The organism is Vibrio sp. DW001, from assembly GCF_029016285.1.
Classification (GTDB): domain Bacteria; phylum Pseudomonadota; class Gammaproteobacteria; order Enterobacterales; family Vibrionaceae; genus Vibrio.
Window position 1 is genome coordinate 1,281,368 of record NZ_CP091975.1, and the last position, 16,441, is coordinate 1,297,808.

The following is a 16,441-nucleotide window of genomic DNA, read 5'->3' on the forward strand; positions in this document are numbered from 1 at the left end:
TAATCGTCTAATTTCTCAAGGATCGCGTTGTCTGACGTACGATCAAATCTATCGGTGGCAACCTATCTTCATGTCGATCCCCGCTTAAGAAATTTAAGATAGAGTTGGCAGAAACGGTCCCAATCTCCTCTATTGGTTGTCTTAATGTGGTTAAGCCCGGCGTGAAGTATTGCGAGGTAGGTAAATCATCTAAACCAATCACTGAGATATCATCAGGTACGTTAAGACCGTGGTCATGGATGGCTTTAATTACACCATATGCACTGAGATCATTCGCGGCGAATATTGCCGTGACTTTGGCTTTTTCATCGTTGAGTAATTCAACCGTTTGTTTATAAGCGAGAGCCGAACTGAAATCGCCCTGTTTTATTAGCCTTTGGTTCGGTCTTAGTCCGGCTTCTTTCAAGGCTCTTTTATACCCATCAAATCGATGCAGTGAATCAGGCTGAGATGCAAGGCCTTTTATGTGTCCAATGTTTGAATGACCAAGCTGAAGTAGGTGAAGTGTGGCCATATACCCGGCTAACTCGTTATCAATGTTAATACAGCGTATTTTGCTTGCCTTTACATCATAACCTACGGCAACAATAGGTATTTCATTTGAAAATTCAATCAGTTGATTGTTCGTCAAGTTACCAGTGACTATAATGAGACCATCGATATTTTGCTGTTTGAGGCTTGTTAATGCATAAGTTTCAAGTTTCTTATCCCAGTGGCCCGAGGCAATAGTTAATTGATATCCCTGCGAAATAAGCACTTTTTCCATATCATTTAAAATTTGACTGGTGAACGGGCTATCGGGATGTTGAACGAGTGCCCCAATCGTCATCGAACGACGATTGCCAGTATTTGCAGGTTGATAAACGGGTTTGTAATCTAATGCGTTGATGGCATCTTCAATCTTATGGCTTTTTTCATCTGAAACAAACGTCGTTCTATTTAAGAATCGAGAAACAGTGGCGGGAGATACGCCGGCAAGTTTAGCCACATCATATACGGTAGCGGTTTCTTTTTTCTTTCTCATAATAAATAGCCTAAATAAAGTGATTACTTATGAATTACCGTTGATGATTTTATCACAAAGCATTCAATTTTGGGTAAAAATACATTGAACATTCGTTCATTTTTACGATGATAGGCTTAACAAATTTTTGTTTTGTGTGACGTGTTCATATTTTTTATTAAACCGTTATGAAACCCTTATTTTTACGGGCACTAGTGCGCAGATTAATTTGTTTAACATTATGTATTTAAACTATTTTTGATGTAATTTTTGTGCAGAAAATTGGGTTGTGGCAGTTTTGTTTCATAGATATTTTGAGTGGTAATTATGTGAGCCTTGATAAGGAAAGTAGAGGTGGTTTTATGGGTTAATAGCGGAAATACTTGTCGTCGAGCTATAAAAGTGAAAAGTTTATCTATTGTATCTAGGATATATCTAGGATTCGTATTATTAATATCAATTATGGTATTAATATCGTGGTTTAGTTTGGATTTAATCAAGGAATCCGCGGGCAGGATGGAGAAGATTAATAATGAATCCACGCCATTAGTCGTCCATTCAAGCCAATTGAAAGTGGCCTTGCTCAATATTAATCGCAGTTTAACACCTTACTTATTCATTTCTTATATTGATGAATTAGAGCAAGCGAATAAAGCGATTGAATCGTCGATTAGTAAATATCACAATGAATTGGAATGGTTTATTCAACATGCCGATGTAAATAGTGAACTTAATCAATATGTTGATGCTATTGCATCGAGTAGTAAATGGGTTACTGAACACTTTAATGATGTGACGACTACTCACGCTCAGTTTATCGATATCAACGAACAAAGCCTTTACGCACAATCTGATGCAGCGATGCTTTTACTGCAGGTAAGCAATGAGTTACAAGCCCAATTATCTCGTTCAGGAACCGATAAGACAGTAATAGAACAGTTGCTAAGTCAAGTAGGTTTGATTGAATCTCAATCTAAGGTGATTTTTTCGTTAAAAGACCCATTAGAACTTAAACCTGAGGCGAAAAATTTTAAACGAAGAGAGCAGGTGTACATCGAGTTGTTACAGAAGGTTCAGAAGAATAATCCTGAGATGTATTCAAATCTAAAAGGGGGATTGGATGCCGTTCAATCATTGGTTTTCTCTGAAACTGGATCGGTCATCCTCTACCTTCAGTCGATAGGGTTGAATAATCGTACTCATACTCTACGGTTAGAACTAGAAGCAGAGTTAGACAATCAATTACAAGATATTGAAACGATGGCAATATTTGCCACAGACAACGCCAATTCTTTGTTTGAAATATCAAAGCGTCAGCTTAAGCAGTCGACTCTCTACATTATTATCGCAGTGTTGACCGCGATATCGTTAGCGTGTGTTATCGGCTGGGTTGTCGCGCGATCAATCAAAGTGCCGAGCAGACAAATAAACGGCGCTTTGGATGACGTAGCCAATAAAAACCTTGCAGTACGAGTGCGCTATCAAGCTCACAATGAGTTAGGGCAGGTCGCGAGAAAGGTTAATTTGATGATTGAGCAACTCTCAACGGTTATAAACCAATTGAGTATGTCATCGAATAATCTCAATGAAGCATCGACAGAAAATCAGACAACGAGTGATAGTCTTAGTTTTGCGATCGAAGAGCAAACCGCGCAGATCTTACAAGTGGCTTCCGCAATGGAAGAGATAGAACACGCCGTGGTTGAGATTGCGAACGCCTCGAATGACTCATTTAATTTGGTGACCAATGCAGTTGCCTGTTCGGACAAAGGCAAGGCATTAATGGACGTTAACGTTCAACTTATTGAGCAACTTTCGAGTCAATTAGCGAGTTCGACAGAAAGCATCCAACAGTTGGCAATGGAGAGTGCAAGTATAGGTTCGATACTTGATGTTATTTCAAACATTTCAGAGCAGACCAATTTGTTGGCCTTGAACGCGGCGATCGAGGCGGCAAGAGCGGGGGAACAAGGACGAGGTTTTGCTGTTGTGGCAGACGAGGTGCGAGTACTCGCTTCAAAGACGACAAGCTCGACGGTAGAAATAAAACAAAAAATAGATTCTTTAAAGCAAAGTGCTGAGGTCACGGTATTCAAAATTGCCTCATGTAGTGATTATATGAACGAATACAGTGGGCATGCCGATGGGGTAAATTTAGCGTTATCAGAGGTACATCAATTTCTAGGTAAAATAGAAGAGAGTAGTCATCAGATAGCGGCTGCGACAAACCAACATAAACTCGCCGCGACAGAGGTCACTACAAACGTTGCACATATTCACGGGTTAGCACAAGACACGACTCAGAGTGCACATAGCTTAGTTCTATTAAGTGAAAAATTGGAAAAAATGGCTGAAAAGCAATCTGATTTAACAAAATCGTTTCACTTATAGCGAAGTTTTCATTTTTGTTGGGCTTAGATAAAGCGTAAAAACCCCGATTTTTAAAGGGTTACAAGTGCGTTATAACCAAATAGTACCTCTTAATAGTTATTTCTTATTGAATAAATTGGTGTTATCTATTTGTAAAATCAGTAAATTAGGTAACAATATAGTTTATAGGTTGAAAGATGTTATTCGCTAGTTTTGATTAATTAATACGAGCTTTCGGATAGATACATGCTAGATAGGTTTGAGGAGAGAAGTAATGGAAACACTAAAAGTTAAAGACTATATGGATAATCACGCGGTTAAGTTTAGCCCTGAAATGTCTCTTTCTGCCGCGCTAGACAAAGTCATGAAATCAAACCATATGGGTGGTCCTGTTGTCGACGCCGATGGAAAGGTTATAGGATTCATTTCAGAGCAGGATTTATTAGCGAATTTAATGAAGGTAGCGTATACCAGCCAAGAAACGCATATTGTTAGTGATTGCATGTATAAAGAGGTTCTTTCTGTCAGTCCAGATCTCGGTATATTTGAATTGGCGGCGATGATGAAAGTCGGAAAACCGAAAGTTTATCCTGTTGTAGACAAAGGGAAGTTACTTGGGATTATTACTCGGCGCGATGTGTTAACCGCGATTGGTAAGGCGTTAGAGACGAGTTTCAAAAATCAGCTTTAAAGGTATCAAAAAACAGAAGGCGCATTAAGCGCCTTCTGTTTTTTGATATGAACGTAAAAGGAAGATGAATGAGTACACAAACCGCGAAATTTGTTGAAGGTTCAACGATGAGACACATTTTGGTGATGTCTGGAACCGCTTCAATAGGTTTAATGGCGCTGTTTGTGGTTGATCTGATGGATATGTTGTTTATCAGTATGTTAGGTCAGGTAGAGTTGGCGGCCGCTGTAGGGTTTGCGGGCACATTGACCTTTTTTTCTACCTCGGTTTCTATTGGTTCTTCTATTGCTATGGGGGCGCTCGTCTCTAAAGCGTTAGGGGCCAAAAAAAGGCAATATGCCAGGCAGATTGCCGCGAGCACGCTGGTGGTCGCTTTTGTTGTCAGTGTTGTCGTAACCAGTATTATGTTCGTTAATATATCTGAATTGTTGGCCGCCATCGGGGCAACAGGCTTTGCGGCAGAACGCGCAGAAGCTTACTTGCAGATTCTGTTGCCTAGTAGTCCATTTATAGCATTGGCTATGGTTGCAGGTGCTGGGCTGCGTGCCGTCGGAGATGCAAAACGCTCGATGTGGGCAACGTTAGCTGGTGGAATAATCAACGCCATTTTAGATCCTTTATTTATCTTCGGTTTTGGTTGGAATGTAGAGGGAGCCGCCGCCGCGTCAGTCATGGCACGTTTTACTGTGCTTGTCTTTTCGATGGTTCCTCTGGTCCGAATTCATGATCTGGTTGGGCGACCTCAGTTTGGAATAGTGAAAGAGCATCTACCGACAATATTGGCTATCGCTCTACCTGCAATTATAACCAATACGGCAACACCCATTGGTAATGCGATTGTCACCACAAACATTGCCCAATTCGGCGAAAACTTCGTAGCAGGCTTTGCCGTAATCGGTCGCATAATGCCAGTTGCGTTTGCTGTGATCTTTGCGCTTTCGGGTGCGGTAGGGCCAATTATTGGTCAAAACTACGGTGCAGGGCGGTTAGATAGAGTGAAAGAGACGCTCTACAACGCGCTTATTTTTGTCACTATTTATTGTATATCGGTTACCGCTATTCTCTATATGGCCCAAGGTTTGATCATCTCAAGTTTTTCTTTAACCGGAGATGCAGCGATATTGGTTTCCGCATTCTGTTCCTTTGTTGCCTTAACGTTCGTATTTAACGGGGCGCTATTCGTCGCCAATGCGTCGTTCAATAATCTGGGTAAACCTTTCTATTCAACCAGTTTAAATCTAGGTAAAGCGACGCTAGGTACGTTGCCATTTGTGTACTTTGGTGCGCAGTGGTTTGGTGCTCTTGGGGTCATTTATGGTCAAGCAGCAGGTAGTATTTTATTTGGAATCATCGGAATCATCGGAATCATCGTTTTGCGTAAACATATAGGTGATTTGATGACCGATGTTATCGTCGATGTTGATGCGATCGACCCCGCAGTGAAGTGCGTTACAATGACGCCATTTAGCTCGACGGATGTGGTTGCTGCTGAAGAACTTCCTGTCCAACAGTTTGATTTAGCGTCGAGAAATCAAAATGTAAACTGACGTGTGTCATGATATATATGTTTTTTAATGAATTTTATTGTTGAATTGTAGGAAGTTTGATCTACGACTACAAATTGAGTCAAGGAATTGCCACATAATGAACGCAGATTGATCGGCGCCAGCCGGTCTTAATTTTTGGAATCTGTAAGATGGAATTGTAACCACGCTATGCGACAATATATGAAATATCTCATCCCTTTGATCATCCCTCTATTTATTTTAGTTTTACCTTTATCAGCATTTCCTTTTGACGGTATGACAATAATTCAACAGCGTGTAATTGCTATCTTTTTGCTTGCTGCTTTGTGCTGGGTTTTCGAACCAATCCCTATCTACGCAACCTCGGTTGTTATTATTGTTCTGGAGCTATTGTTGCTCTCAAATAAGGGGATTATCTTTTTTCGTCTTGGAGAAGGCACACCAGAGTTTGGAACACTACTGAACTACAAAGACATTATGGCGACGTTTGCTAGCCCAATCATTATGCTCTTTTTAGGTGGTTTTTTCCTTGCTATGGCAGCCACTAAATATCGTTTAGATGTCAACTTAGCTCGTGTGTTGCTTAAGCCATTTGGTTCAGACCCTAAGTATGTGATGCTTGGTTTGATGCTTATCACTGGCATCTTCTCCATGTTCATGTCCAATACGGCGACGACGGCGATGATGTTATCTATTCTAACGCCTGTTATTGCTGTATTTAGTCGAAATGACCCAGGTCGAATCGCCTTTGCACTTTGTATTCCGGTTGCGGCAAATATTGGTGGTATCGGTACGCCTATTGGTACCCCGCCTAACGCTATTGCGCTGAAATACTTGGTCGGTGACAACCTGATCACGTTTGGTGAGTGGATGACATTTGGTGTACCGTTCGTCATCATTATGATGGCACTGGCTTGGTTCTTAATTAATAAGCTTTATGGTGCGGATACGAAGTCGATCGACTTGAATATTAAAGGTAAATTCCTTAAAACACCAAAAGCGATCACGGTATATATCACGTTTGGTACAACAATTGTGCTTTGGTTGATGGGGTCCTCTCACGGAATGAACTCTTATACCGTTGCCTTGATTCCCGTCGCGATTTTCTCGATTACCGGCATTATCAATAAAGAAGATCTTAAGAAAATTTCATGGGATGTTTTATGGTTGGTATCCGGTGGTATTGCATTAGGCCTTGCTTTAGATAAGACAGGTCTTGCTAGGCTTATGGTGCACAGTATTCCGTTTGATGAATACTCACCATATATTGTTCTATTCGGTGCGGCATTCCTCTGTTTAACTATGGCAAACTTCATGTCACATACGGCAACCGCTAACTTGTTGATGCCAATCATGGCAGCACTGGGTGCTTCAATGACTTCTCTCGCCCCATTGGGTGGACAGATGACATTGATCCTTGTCGTTACATTTGCGGCTTCGTTAGGGATGTCTTTGCCAATTAGTACACCACCAAACGCATTAGCTCATGCAACGGGTAACGTTGAAAGTGGTCAGATGGCGAAAGTGGGTGTGATAATGGGTGTGATCGGTGTTCTAGGCAGCTTTGTTTTGGTCTGGATACTCAACGTCGTTGGTTTTATCGGATAACCTATGGATACAGAAAAGCTCACCCGTTTAGTTAGATGTTACTTTAGCCAACCTGAAAGGAGGCTAACCGTCGCTGCGGGTCGATCCATCATATTACAAGGTGGTGATAATGAGCGACTGTATTATGTTTGGAAGGGAGAAATTGAAGGCTACATTGTTGATGATGAGAGCGAAAGAGAAACGAAGATCTTCAATGGTACCGAAGGTGCCTTTTTAGGGGTTCATAGTTTTTTCTCTGAGACACTCATTGCTTCTTCAACGGTTGTAGCCAAAACCGATGTCGAACTTGCTTGGATAGATGGGCAGACGAGGGCGGTAGAGCCAGAATATTATGGCCCGTTAGCAGCTCAGTTTACACCCGTTATTGTGAGTGAATTATCGCGTCGACAGATGAGAGCAATACGGGAGTCTATCGCCAAAGAAGAGGCTTTGCAAAAGCTATATACCGCTGAGCAAATGACAACATTAGGACAACTTGCGGCAGGTATCGCCCATGAGCTTAATAATGCCGTAGGCGTATTGAGCAGTAAGACAGAGCGGATGCAGTCAGTGATCTCTCAGTTGATGGAAGAACTTCACCCTGAGGCGAGCGTCTTTTTAGAACAAGGGTTATTGCAAGGGCAGGTCGCGAGTTCCTCAGAGGTACGTAAACGTGCCAGAGAACTTGAATCAGAATTGGGTTTATCCCGTGACCTCGCCAAATCTTTAGCTCGAGCGGTACCGAGAGGTGAAGTACCTAAGCAATGGCTAGAGAACCCGAGCGAAGCCATACGTTACTGGAAAGTCGGTCGTGATTTACACGATATGCGATTAGCTGCAAGGCACTCAGTGGGTATCGTTAAATCGGTGAAGCAACTCGGTCGCTCGGATATTGATACCGATGAGTGGTTGGATATAAACGAATCGATCAACAAAGCTATCGCTTTATTACAAAGCGACTTACGAAGAGTGTCAGTACATCTTAGCCCTGCCAATCTTCCGAAGTTTAAAGGTTCGTCTACTGAATTGGTTCAGATTTGGGCGAATATTATGAAAAATGCTTGTGATGCAATGGAAGATACGGCGGAGCCGGCTATTGAGATTGCTACACGGTATACAAACAAACGGATTCTTGTCACGATTTCCAATAATGGCCCTGAAATTGATGAATTAACACGACGTCAGATCTTTCAGCCAAACTTCACTACCAAGAAAGGTGGGCTCTCTTTTGGCTTAGGGCTCGGGCTTTCAATCGTGAAAAGAATAGTGAGTGGTTATGGTGGAACTATTGCTGTGAAAAGCGGTTCGGAAAAAACCATTTTTAGAATTAAATTGCCAGTCGAGGAATAATATGGAGAAGTTGAACCTGATCTGTGTAGATGACCAACGTGAAGTTTTGAGCGCGGTACTACAAGATCTAGAACCACTTAGTACTTGGTTAAACATAGAAGATTGCGAATCAGCAGCTGAAGCTCTCGAATTGATGGATGATTTTGATGCGGAAGGTGAATTCGTCGCCTTAATTATCTCGGATCACGTTATGCCGGGTAAAACCGGGGTGGAGTTGTTGACTGAAATTTCACAAGACGGTCGTTTTTCAACAACAAAAAAAATCTTGCTAACCGGACAAGCGACGCATCAAGATACTATCACTGCTATCAATCTAGCTCGTATCGAGAGTTATTTTGAAAAGCCTTGGAATGCAGATGTCTTACGCGAACGGGCAAGAACGCTGGTCACAGAGTTTATCTTTGACCAAGGATTGGACTACACCGACTATCAAGGTAATCTAGATCAAAATGTTGTTTTAGCTCGCCTTCGTTAAATTTATGAAATCAAAGCTTGACCTTGGAGTTAACTCCAAGGTTTATGCTTGTTGGTATCTTAACAAAAGTCATTTACACCAAATGGTGATAAAGGAGATACCATGTGTACTAAGCACGAAGGCTGTCAATCAAAGGCAAGCACTCAGAATATCAGTAGCACTAGCTGCTCTACGCCAACGATTACTCAGATAAAAGCTATCGGTGCCGAAAGTGAAGGTTGTTGTAGTGGTGAGTCAGGTACTTGCAGTAGTGGTTCTGACCTCTCAGAGGAAAGTGACCCCTCAGGTTTACAATCTCTTTTTACTCAAAGCTGGAAAATTGCTGGGATGGATTGCCCATCATGTGCTCGAAAAATTGAAACGGCGGTGAGCAATATATCCGGTGTCAGCTATGTTAAAGTACTATTTGCGACTGAAAAACTTGTCGTTAAATACGATGATGCAGCTCTCACTCAAACCATCGAATCTATTGCGTTAAAGACCGGTTTTCCGTTAAATATATATACCTCTCAACCTACTACAGACGACGATTTCAGTCTGCGCGGCCTATTCAAACAAAATATCCAAGTTATCTCTCTGGCGATCGCGATGCTTATCTCTTTTGCATTACAACCACTTCTTCCTCAATTCAGTGAGTGGTCTTTTGTTGCAATTTGTTTGTTAGGGTTGGTACCTATCGGCAAAAAAGCGATCACACTAGCGAGATCTGGTACCCCATTTTCAATTGAGACACTGATGAGTGTTGCTGCGATTGGGGCATTGTATTTAGGTGAAACGATTGAAGCGGCAATGGTTTTACTGTTGTTTTTACTTGGAGAAAAACTCGAAGCCTACGCCTCTTCAAGGGCGAGAAGTGGCGTAAAGTCTTTAATGGCTCTGGTTCCTGAAGACGCGGTAAAGATTGTGGATGGAGAACGGGTTCACGTTTCAGTTAACGAATTAATTCCTGAAGACATTATTGAGGTCTCTCCCGGTTCTCGGCTTCCTGCTGATGGGGTGATTCAAACCTCGGCTAGTTTCGATGAAAGTGCGTTAACGGGTGAGTCACTTCCGGTTGAACATCTAGTGGATGATCAGGTTCTTGCTGGTTCTGTCGTCGTTGATAAAGTGGTTCGCTTACGGGTTACCTCTAAGCAAGGTGAAAACGCCATTGATCGGATACTACATTTAATCGAACAAGCCGAGTCACACAAAGCGCCACTTGAACGTTTTCTTGACCGATTCAGTCGTTGGTATACCCCTGCCATGATGGCTTTAGCATTATTGGTTATTATTACTCCTCCGCTTCTTTTTGAGCAGCCTTGGGAGACATGGGTATACCGAGGCCTTGCTTTACTGCTTATTGCTTGTCCGTGTGCCCTGGTTATTTCTACGCCTGCTGCCATAACATCTGGGTTAGCGGTTGCCGCTAAACGTGGGGCCTTAATAAAAGGTGGAGCAGCGCTAGAGCAACTTGGACGCATAGAAACGGTCGCTTTTGACAAAACGGGTACCCTGACCAAAGGTGAACCTAAAGTGACGGATGTTGTGACACTAGGAAATATAACGAGAGAACGCTTGCTCGCGCTAGCCGCATCCATCGAATTAGGTTCAACACACCCATTAGCGAAGTCGTTAGTAGCTTATGTTAACAGTCAGCATATCGCCATATCGGAAGCGACTGAGAAAACGGCTATTGCGGGTATTGGTGTTTCTGGAATAATTTCAGGCGTTAACTATTGCATAAGCGCGCCAAGCAAAGTAGACGTGCCGATATCGAATGAGATAGAGCAACACGTTGCTCGTCTCGAGAGTGTAGGAAAAACAACGGTTCTAGTTTTGGAGGCGTCGGAGGTGATTGGCGTTCTTGCTTGGCAAGACACCTTGCGTGAGGATGCGAAAGACGCGATAGATAAACTACATAAACTAGGTATTAGCACGCTAATGCTTACAGGCGATAATGCGCGAAGTGCAAAAGGTATTGCTGACAAAATTGGTGTTGAATATAAGGCAGGTCTGCTTCCTGAAGACAAAGTGGATTTTGTTCAGCAGCTTGCGAAAACGAAACAGGTTGCGATGGTCGGCGATGGTATCAATGACGCACCAGCCATGAAAGCGGCGTCAATCGGTATTGCGATGGGCAGTGGCACTGATGTTGCCTTGGAAGCGGCAGATTCAGCGTTGACCCATAACCGTCTGACGGATGTGGCAGGAATCATTACTCTTTCGAAAGCAACATTGGCAAATATTCGTCAAAATATCGCTTTGGCATTAGGGTTAAAAGCCATATTTTTGGTGACGAGCCTTCTGGGTATTACTGGATTATGGTTGGCGGTATTGGCAGACAGTGGTGCGACATTGTTAGTAACCGCAAATGCTTTAAGATTGTTGAGGTTGAAATAGTGGTATTTGGACAGGATAAATTTCAGATGCTTGCTATTCTTTTAATTGAACGAATTCCATTCAAAAGTGTAGAAAAACGTGATGCCAATCGGTTTTCTATGTAATGGCTAGTGTAATGTAAGTTTATATTGTGATTGAGATCACTCTATGGGTGGCATTTGTTCGCTACAGTTTGTCTGTCAACTTCACCCATATTCTGGATTAGCAAAATGCTGAGTCCACATTAAGGAGCCATCTATGTCTCAACCTGTTTTTCACCTTGGTATTACTGCGGCCGATCTTAAAGGCGCAACTGTTGCTATTATTCCTGGTGACCCAGATCGCGTGCCAAAAATCGCCGCTGAAATGGATAATGCAGTACAACTTTCAAGCCACCGTGAATACAATGTTTACTTGGCAGAATTAGATGGCACACCTGTTGTAGTTTGTTCTACAGGTATTGGAGGTCCTTCTACTTCTATTGCAGTTGAAGAACTTGCGCAATGTGGTGTACGTACATTCTTACGCGTGGGTACGACAGGTGCTATTCAATCAGATGTAAACGTCGGAGATATGATTGTTTCTACTGGTTCCGTTCGTTTAGATGGCGCTAGTTTGCATTTTGCTCCGCTAGAGTTTCCAGCTGTTGCAAACTTTGAAGTTGCAACGGCAATGAAAGAAGCGGTAGAAGAGTCGGGCGCGAAAGTGCACATGGGCGTAACGGCGTCTAGTGATACCTTCTATCCAGGACAAGAGCGTTATGATACGTTCTCTGGTCGTGTTGTTAAGCGTTTCCAAGGTTCAATGCAAGAGTGGCAAGACATGGGGGTTCTAAATTTCGAAATGGAATCTGCAACACTATTTACAATGTGTGCAAGCTCTGGTCTTAAAGCTGGCTGTGTTGCGGGTGTTATAATCAACCGTACTCAGAAAGAGATCCCTGATCATGCAACGCTTAAAAAAACTGAGACGCGTTCTATTCAGGTTGTTATTGCTGCTGCGCGTAAAATGCTTTAATTATTGATCGGTTGCTCTTGTCATTTTAGGAGCAACGTTGCTTAATAATAAAAATCCCGAATACATTTAGTGTTCGGGATTTTTTGTTGTCAGTCTTATCCTAAGTTTCCGTTCATCAATCACAATTCATCGTGACCACCTGCATCAGCGAACCAATGAGTTAGGTGTTTTTTCAGATCCTTCAGTTCATCAGGACCGATGAGAGCTAACCCTAAGTCTTCAGCGCGAGTGATATCGTTGTGTCTTAGCGGGCGGAAGCTAACTAACATCGCTCGAGCTTGTAAGCCACCCAATAAATCTCTCAAGGACTCGAGCTTGTAGAGAGTATCGTCACCGTCGTCGCGCATGCCCTTTGTTTTGCACTCTATTATATGTAGTTTGTTGTTCACAACAGTAGCTACATCGAGTTCATTTCGGACTTCACGTTCACCTAACTGGCGATACACCTGAACATTGAGAGAGTGGTCTTGAATGGTTGGTAGTTCATCTTGAATCTGCTTAACGGTACTATGGACCAGTGTTTCAAGCCACTCACCGTTAGAAAATCGTCTTGCGTCTTCGCTCGCAAATTTGAGAATACCATTTTGATAGGTTGCAAGCTGTGTGTCCACAAGGTCGGAGAGAAGCATATTCACTTCGCGATAACCTTGTTGTTTTTCGGTTAAGCTCACCTCTAATTTTTGCTCTTTACGACATGTTGTTGCCAAGTAGTTGAGTGTCGCAAGTCCAGGGCCAAGTTCAAGGGCGTTGCCTGCCCACCTTTGTCCGAGTTCATAGAGTTGTTGATCGAGTTGATCGGGTAAATCGTGTTCGTTAAATTCAGCCCGCGCACCAAAAATAGTTAGATAGTCAGCAATCGTGATGTGGTCTTCTAGTTGAGCATCTTTGTTTTCTTCCGGATAAATCCAGCAAATCTTATCGCTGTTTGGTTCAACAACGAAGATCTCCCAAGCATTGCGTCTAAACATCTCATAAACAGGCAATAGGCGATGACGCAACCCACAACTGGCGTTGAGCTTTAGCTCTTTGCCACGCTGACGTAGGTTTGTTTCTAGCTGATGTATCGCTTGTCTAATCAGAGGAGTGTCAGCGATGGATGTTATTTCAAAGAATTCGGTTTCGATATTTCGTTTGTCTAAAACGTATTTGAGCCTCTGAAACATTGTCTTTTGGTTCTTATCCCCAATAAAGATGATGTGCTCACAGATTGCTCTATTATCAAAAAGCGGCGTGATTAAGCGGATGGGATCTCGATCAATAATACCAACGTGAATGGCCATTTAACGTCCTTACTAATTATAAGTATTGGCCGGCATTAAAATTTTATGGGAAGGGTTCGCTGGCCTTACATTTTATATTGTAGTAACTATATAAAAAACAAGGGTGAATTGATAACAATTCACCCTTGTTAAAGTAAAAATTGACCTTAACATGACCTAGAGTTTGAATTTAGAGCTTAAATCGGCTCACCAAGCTCTCTTGCTCTTGAGCGATAGTACTTAAATTCTCACTCACAGAGGCAATTTCTGACATCGCGTGATAACTTTCATCGGCAATCTGATTAATGCCTTCTAAACTTTGCGCTATGTCACCAGTGGTTGTGCTCTGCTCTGCAGCCGCTTCAGATATATGTGTACTCATTTGACTAATCTCGAGTATTAACGCCTGAATTTCTTCCATAGAGCTGTTTGCATTTGACGCTTGAGCAACGGAGTTCTCCATATCACCCATACAGCTTTCAATGATCTGATTGGCTGATTTTGAACTCGATTGAAGGTTTGCGATCATGCTCTCGATTTCAGTAGTCGACTCCGTCGTCTTCTGAGCCAACACCCTGACTTCGTCCGCGACGACAGCAAACCCTCTGCCCTGCTCGCCAGCTCTCGCGGCTTCTATTGCGGCGTTGAGTGCCAGTAGGTTGGTTTGTTCGGCGATGCCTCGGATAACATCTAAGATTGACCCAATTTCGCTACTCATTTTTTGTAGCTCGGATACGGCACTTACCGAATCAGTTAATCGACTTTCGAGCTGGTTGATTGTTGTGATGTTCTGACTCATTACTTGACGTCCACTATCAGAAGCGCTTTCTACCTGATGTACCTTGTCTAACGAGCTTAGTGCGCTTTGTGACACCTCTGCGACAGAATGGGCCATCTCTGTCATTGCCGTGGCGACATTTGCGGTTTGTTCTCGCTGGCTACTGAGTTGGGTTTGTGCATTGTTCGAGGTGGACTGATTGGTTGTGGATGCATTAGTCAGATTGTGCGACGCGCTACTGAGTTGTTGCAGAATGTTATGTAGGTTATCTGCTAGGGTATTAATATGACCACTCACACGGCCAAACTCGTTGTTGTAGCGAATCTCTATACGCTTGGTCATGTCACCGTCTGCGAGGCTTTCTAGCGTATCAAAGATGCGGGTAAGAGGTTCTCTTACGCTATGGGCCAAACGATAGCCGATCACGATAGCAATGATAACCACCACAATACCGATAATGACGGCTTGTAATCGACCATCTTTATAGATGTTCTCAGCCTCCGTAAGTGTGCCGTTCAGTTCTTCTGTTGCAACCCGATTAAATCCACCAAGCAGATTCATGGTTTGGTCAACTTCCGCGGCTAGGTTCTCAATGTTCATGTATAGGCTAGAACGCGCTTCCAAAAAGGCCGAGTGTTGATCAAGTACGCCGCCTTTTTTGCCTATATCTTTAGTAAATTGTTTCACTGGGTTATCGAAAGAGAATTTGATCGATGGAAGTTGAGTCGTTAAACCTTCATAAGCATAAACGAGCTGCGCGACAGATTTTTTATTGTCAGCGAACGATTTTGCTACAAATTCAAGGTCATCACTCGCAAGCGCATCTGACGTAACGATTTCTGCTTTTTTAAGCTTCAAGAAATAACTTTTGGCCAATAGTTTAATAGAAATGCTGCTTTGATCATCTACAAAATCTTTCATGCCAACGGTCAATTCGGAATGAAGTCGTTGATAATTACGCGTTGATTTTCGAACCTGTTCTTGAGCAACAGACATATCCTGATAATTACCCATAGCATCTTGTGCAACGGAAAAGTACGTTGTTTCTAGGTCTTTTAACTGGAGTATATCTTTTTGCAAGGATGGGTAGTTTGAGCTTGCAGTTTCGAGTTGGCTGAATACTTGTTCAAAGCTATCTTGAGCCTGTTGAAAATTACTTTTATTTTGCTCCATCCGTTCCACATCTTGTGTGGTTAGAAAGTCTTTAAATGCTTTATCAGCAGAAAGCAGTTTAACGCTTGTCTGATTTGAAAGCGACACGAGTGGCAATGACTTCTCGGTTACCGTACTGAACATGGCGTGAATATTACTCATGCCATTCAACATGATAGTGACAGTGGCGATAAACATGATCACCAAAATGGTAAATCCGGTGTACATACGCCTGATTACAGACCCTTTCATTTTCTCTCCCCGTTAGAAAAATAAGGTATAAATATAGACACGGTATTGCACAATAATTATTGTTTTTAATGTCTTAAAATAGGTGACCAATAATACGTATTTCATACGCTACAAACCGAGATTTGAACCTCAATTTGAATTATCGGCAGCGCTTCTAAAAAATGAAGTGTTGAACGCTGTTTTTTATTGTGATTTGGTGACCCATAACGCATACTCAACAAAAATTACCGTTAACATGGAGCAGCGTAATGGCGGAAGAAACAATATTCAGTAAAATTATCCGAAAAGAAATCCCAACGGATATCGTCTACCAAGATGATTTGGTTACCGCATTTAGAGATATCAGCCCACGAGCTCCAAGTCACATTCTAATTATCCCGAATAAACTGATCCCTACAGTGAACGATGTAGAAGAAGAGGATGAGTTAATGTTGGGTAGAATGTTTACTGCCGCAAGAAAAATAGCGAAAGATGAAGGCATTGATAAAGACGGTTATCGCTTGATAATTAACTGTAATGCTCATGGTGGACAAGAGGTATATCATATTCATATGCACCTTCTTGGTGGTCGCCCGTTGGGTCCACTACTACTTGGTTAATTTAGGAATAATCTCTTTGTA

Annotated in this window: 12 protein-coding genes; 9 read left to right on the forward strand and 3 right to left on the reverse strand. The window is 42.4% G+C overall.

Annotation, left to right across the window (positions count from 1 at the left end):
• Nucleotides 1-7 precede the first annotated feature (7 nt).
• Nucleotides 8-1,024, reverse strand: coding sequence for a substrate-binding domain-containing protein (locus L3V77_RS06130; protein WP_275136215.1), 1,017 nt, complete (start codon nucleotides 1,022-1,024; stop codon nucleotides 8-10).
• Nucleotides 1,025-1,519: 495 nt separating this feature from the next.
• Here L3V77_RS06130 and L3V77_RS06135 point away from each other — a divergent pair, with 495 nt between their 5' ends.
• The 8 genes from L3V77_RS06135 (at nucleotide 1,520) to udp (ending at nucleotide 12,380) form a co-directional block, all read left to right on the forward strand.
• The gene (locus tag L3V77_RS06135) at nucleotides 1,520-3,394 is read left to right on the forward strand and encodes a methyl-accepting chemotaxis protein (RefSeq protein ID WP_275136216.1); all 1,875 of its coding nucleotides are present in this window, start codon (nucleotides 1,520-1,522) and stop codon (nucleotides 3,392-3,394) included.
• A gap of 253 nt (nucleotides 3,395-3,647) precedes the next feature.
• Entirely contained in the window at nucleotides 3,648-4,064 is a 417-nt protein-coding gene (locus tag L3V77_RS06140) for a CBS domain-containing protein (protein WP_195702870.1), read from the forward strand.
• 68 nt (nucleotides 4,065-4,132) lie between these two features.
• Nucleotides 4,133-5,611 carry an MATE family efflux transporter gene (locus L3V77_RS06145; protein WP_275136217.1) on the forward strand — a complete coding sequence of 493 codons (1,479 nt, stop codon included), beginning with the start codon at nucleotides 4,133-4,135 and terminating at the stop codon, nucleotides 5,609-5,611.
• Nucleotides 5,612-5,779: 168 nt separating this feature from the next.
• Nucleotides 5,780-7,198, forward strand: coding sequence for an SLC13 family permease (locus L3V77_RS06150; RefSeq protein ID WP_275136218.1), 1,419 nt, complete (start codon nucleotides 5,780-5,782; stop codon nucleotides 7,196-7,198).
• 3 nt (nucleotides 7,199-7,201) lie between these two features.
• Nucleotides 7,202-8,527 (forward strand): ATP-binding protein, encoded by a 1,326-nt coding sequence (locus tag L3V77_RS06155; RefSeq protein ID WP_275136219.1) that lies wholly within the window; start codon nucleotides 7,202-7,204, stop codon nucleotides 8,525-8,527.
• A gap of 1 nt (nucleotide 8,528) precedes the next feature.
• Nucleotides 8,529-9,002 (forward strand): response regulator, encoded by a 474-nt coding sequence (locus tag L3V77_RS06160; RefSeq protein WP_275136220.1) that lies wholly within the window; start codon nucleotides 8,529-8,531, stop codon nucleotides 9,000-9,002.
• Between the two features lie 102 nt (nucleotides 9,003-9,104).
• Complete coding sequence (locus tag L3V77_RS06165) at nucleotides 9,105-11,384, forward strand: zinc/cadmium/mercury/lead-transporting ATPase (protein ID WP_275136221.1); 2,280 nt, start codon at nucleotides 9,105-9,107, stop codon at nucleotides 11,382-11,384.
• A 237-nt stretch (nucleotides 11,385-11,621) separates the two neighbouring features.
• Entirely contained in the window at nucleotides 11,622-12,380 is a 759-nt protein-coding gene (gene udp, locus L3V77_RS06170) for a uridine phosphorylase (RefSeq protein ID WP_275136222.1), read from the forward strand.
• A 119-nt stretch (nucleotides 12,381-12,499) separates the two neighbouring features.
• On the opposite strand, the gene L3V77_RS06175 is transcribed toward udp, so the two are convergent.
• The gene (locus L3V77_RS06175; RefSeq protein ID WP_275136223.1) at nucleotides 12,500-13,660 is read right to left on the reverse strand and encodes a DUF1887 family protein; all 1,161 of its coding nucleotides are present in this window, start codon (nucleotides 13,658-13,660) and stop codon (nucleotides 12,500-12,502) included.
• A gap of 169 nt (nucleotides 13,661-13,829) precedes the next feature.
• Nucleotides 13,830-15,821 (reverse strand): methyl-accepting chemotaxis protein, encoded by a 1,992-nt coding sequence (locus L3V77_RS06180; protein WP_275136224.1) that lies wholly within the window; start codon nucleotides 15,819-15,821, stop codon nucleotides 13,830-13,832.
• A gap of 248 nt (nucleotides 15,822-16,069) precedes the next feature.
• On the opposite strand from L3V77_RS06180, the gene hinT reads away from it, so the two are divergent.
• Nucleotides 16,070-16,420, forward strand: a complete 351-nt coding sequence (gene hinT, locus L3V77_RS06185; RefSeq protein ID WP_195702879.1) for a purine nucleoside phosphoramidase — start codon at nucleotides 16,070-16,072, stop codon at nucleotides 16,418-16,420.
• Nucleotides 16,421-16,441: the final 21 nt, after the last annotated feature.

What these genes read in the sequence shown, in the direction of transcription:
- L3V77_RS06145 (WP_275136217.1), top strand. Translation starts at nt 4,133, where the DNA reads ATGAGTACACAAACCGCGAAATTTGTTGAAGGTTCAACGATGAGACAC.
- L3V77_RS06130 (WP_275136215.1), bottom strand. Translation starts at nt 1,024, where the DNA reads ATGAGAAAGAAAAAAGAAACCGCTACCGTATATGATGTGGCTAAACTT.
- hinT (WP_195702879.1), top strand. Translation starts at nt 16,070, where the DNA reads ATGGCGGAAGAAACAATATTCAGTAAAATTATCCGAAAAGAAATCCCA.
- L3V77_RS06160 (WP_275136220.1), top strand. Translation starts at nt 8,529, where the DNA reads ATGGAGAAGTTGAACCTGATCTGTGTAGATGACCAACGTGAAGTTTTG.
- L3V77_RS06165 (WP_275136221.1), top strand. Translation starts at nt 9,105, where the DNA reads ATGTGTACTAAGCACGAAGGCTGTCAATCAAAGGCAAGCACTCAGAAT.
- L3V77_RS06140 (WP_195702870.1), top strand. Translation starts at nt 3,648, where the DNA reads ATGGAAACACTAAAAGTTAAAGACTATATGGATAATCACGCGGTTAAG.
- udp (WP_275136222.1), top strand. Translation starts at nt 11,622, where the DNA reads ATGTCTCAACCTGTTTTTCACCTTGGTATTACTGCGGCCGATCTTAAA.
- L3V77_RS06175 (WP_275136223.1), bottom strand. Translation starts at nt 13,660, where the DNA reads ATGGCCATTCACGTTGGTATTATTGATCGAGATCCCATCCGCTTAATC.
- L3V77_RS06155 (WP_275136219.1), top strand. Translation starts at nt 7,202, where the DNA reads ATGGATACAGAAAAGCTCACCCGTTTAGTTAGATGTTACTTTAGCCAA.
- L3V77_RS06135 (WP_275136216.1), top strand. Translation starts at nt 1,520, where the DNA reads ATGGAGAAGATTAATAATGAATCCACGCCATTAGTCGTCCATTCAAGC.
- L3V77_RS06150 (WP_275136218.1), top strand. Translation starts at nt 5,780, where the DNA reads ATGCGACAATATATGAAATATCTCATCCCTTTGATCATCCCTCTATTT.
- L3V77_RS06180 (WP_275136224.1), bottom strand. Translation starts at nt 15,821, where the DNA reads ATGAAAGGGTCTGTAATCAGGCGTATGTACACCGGATTTACCATTTTG.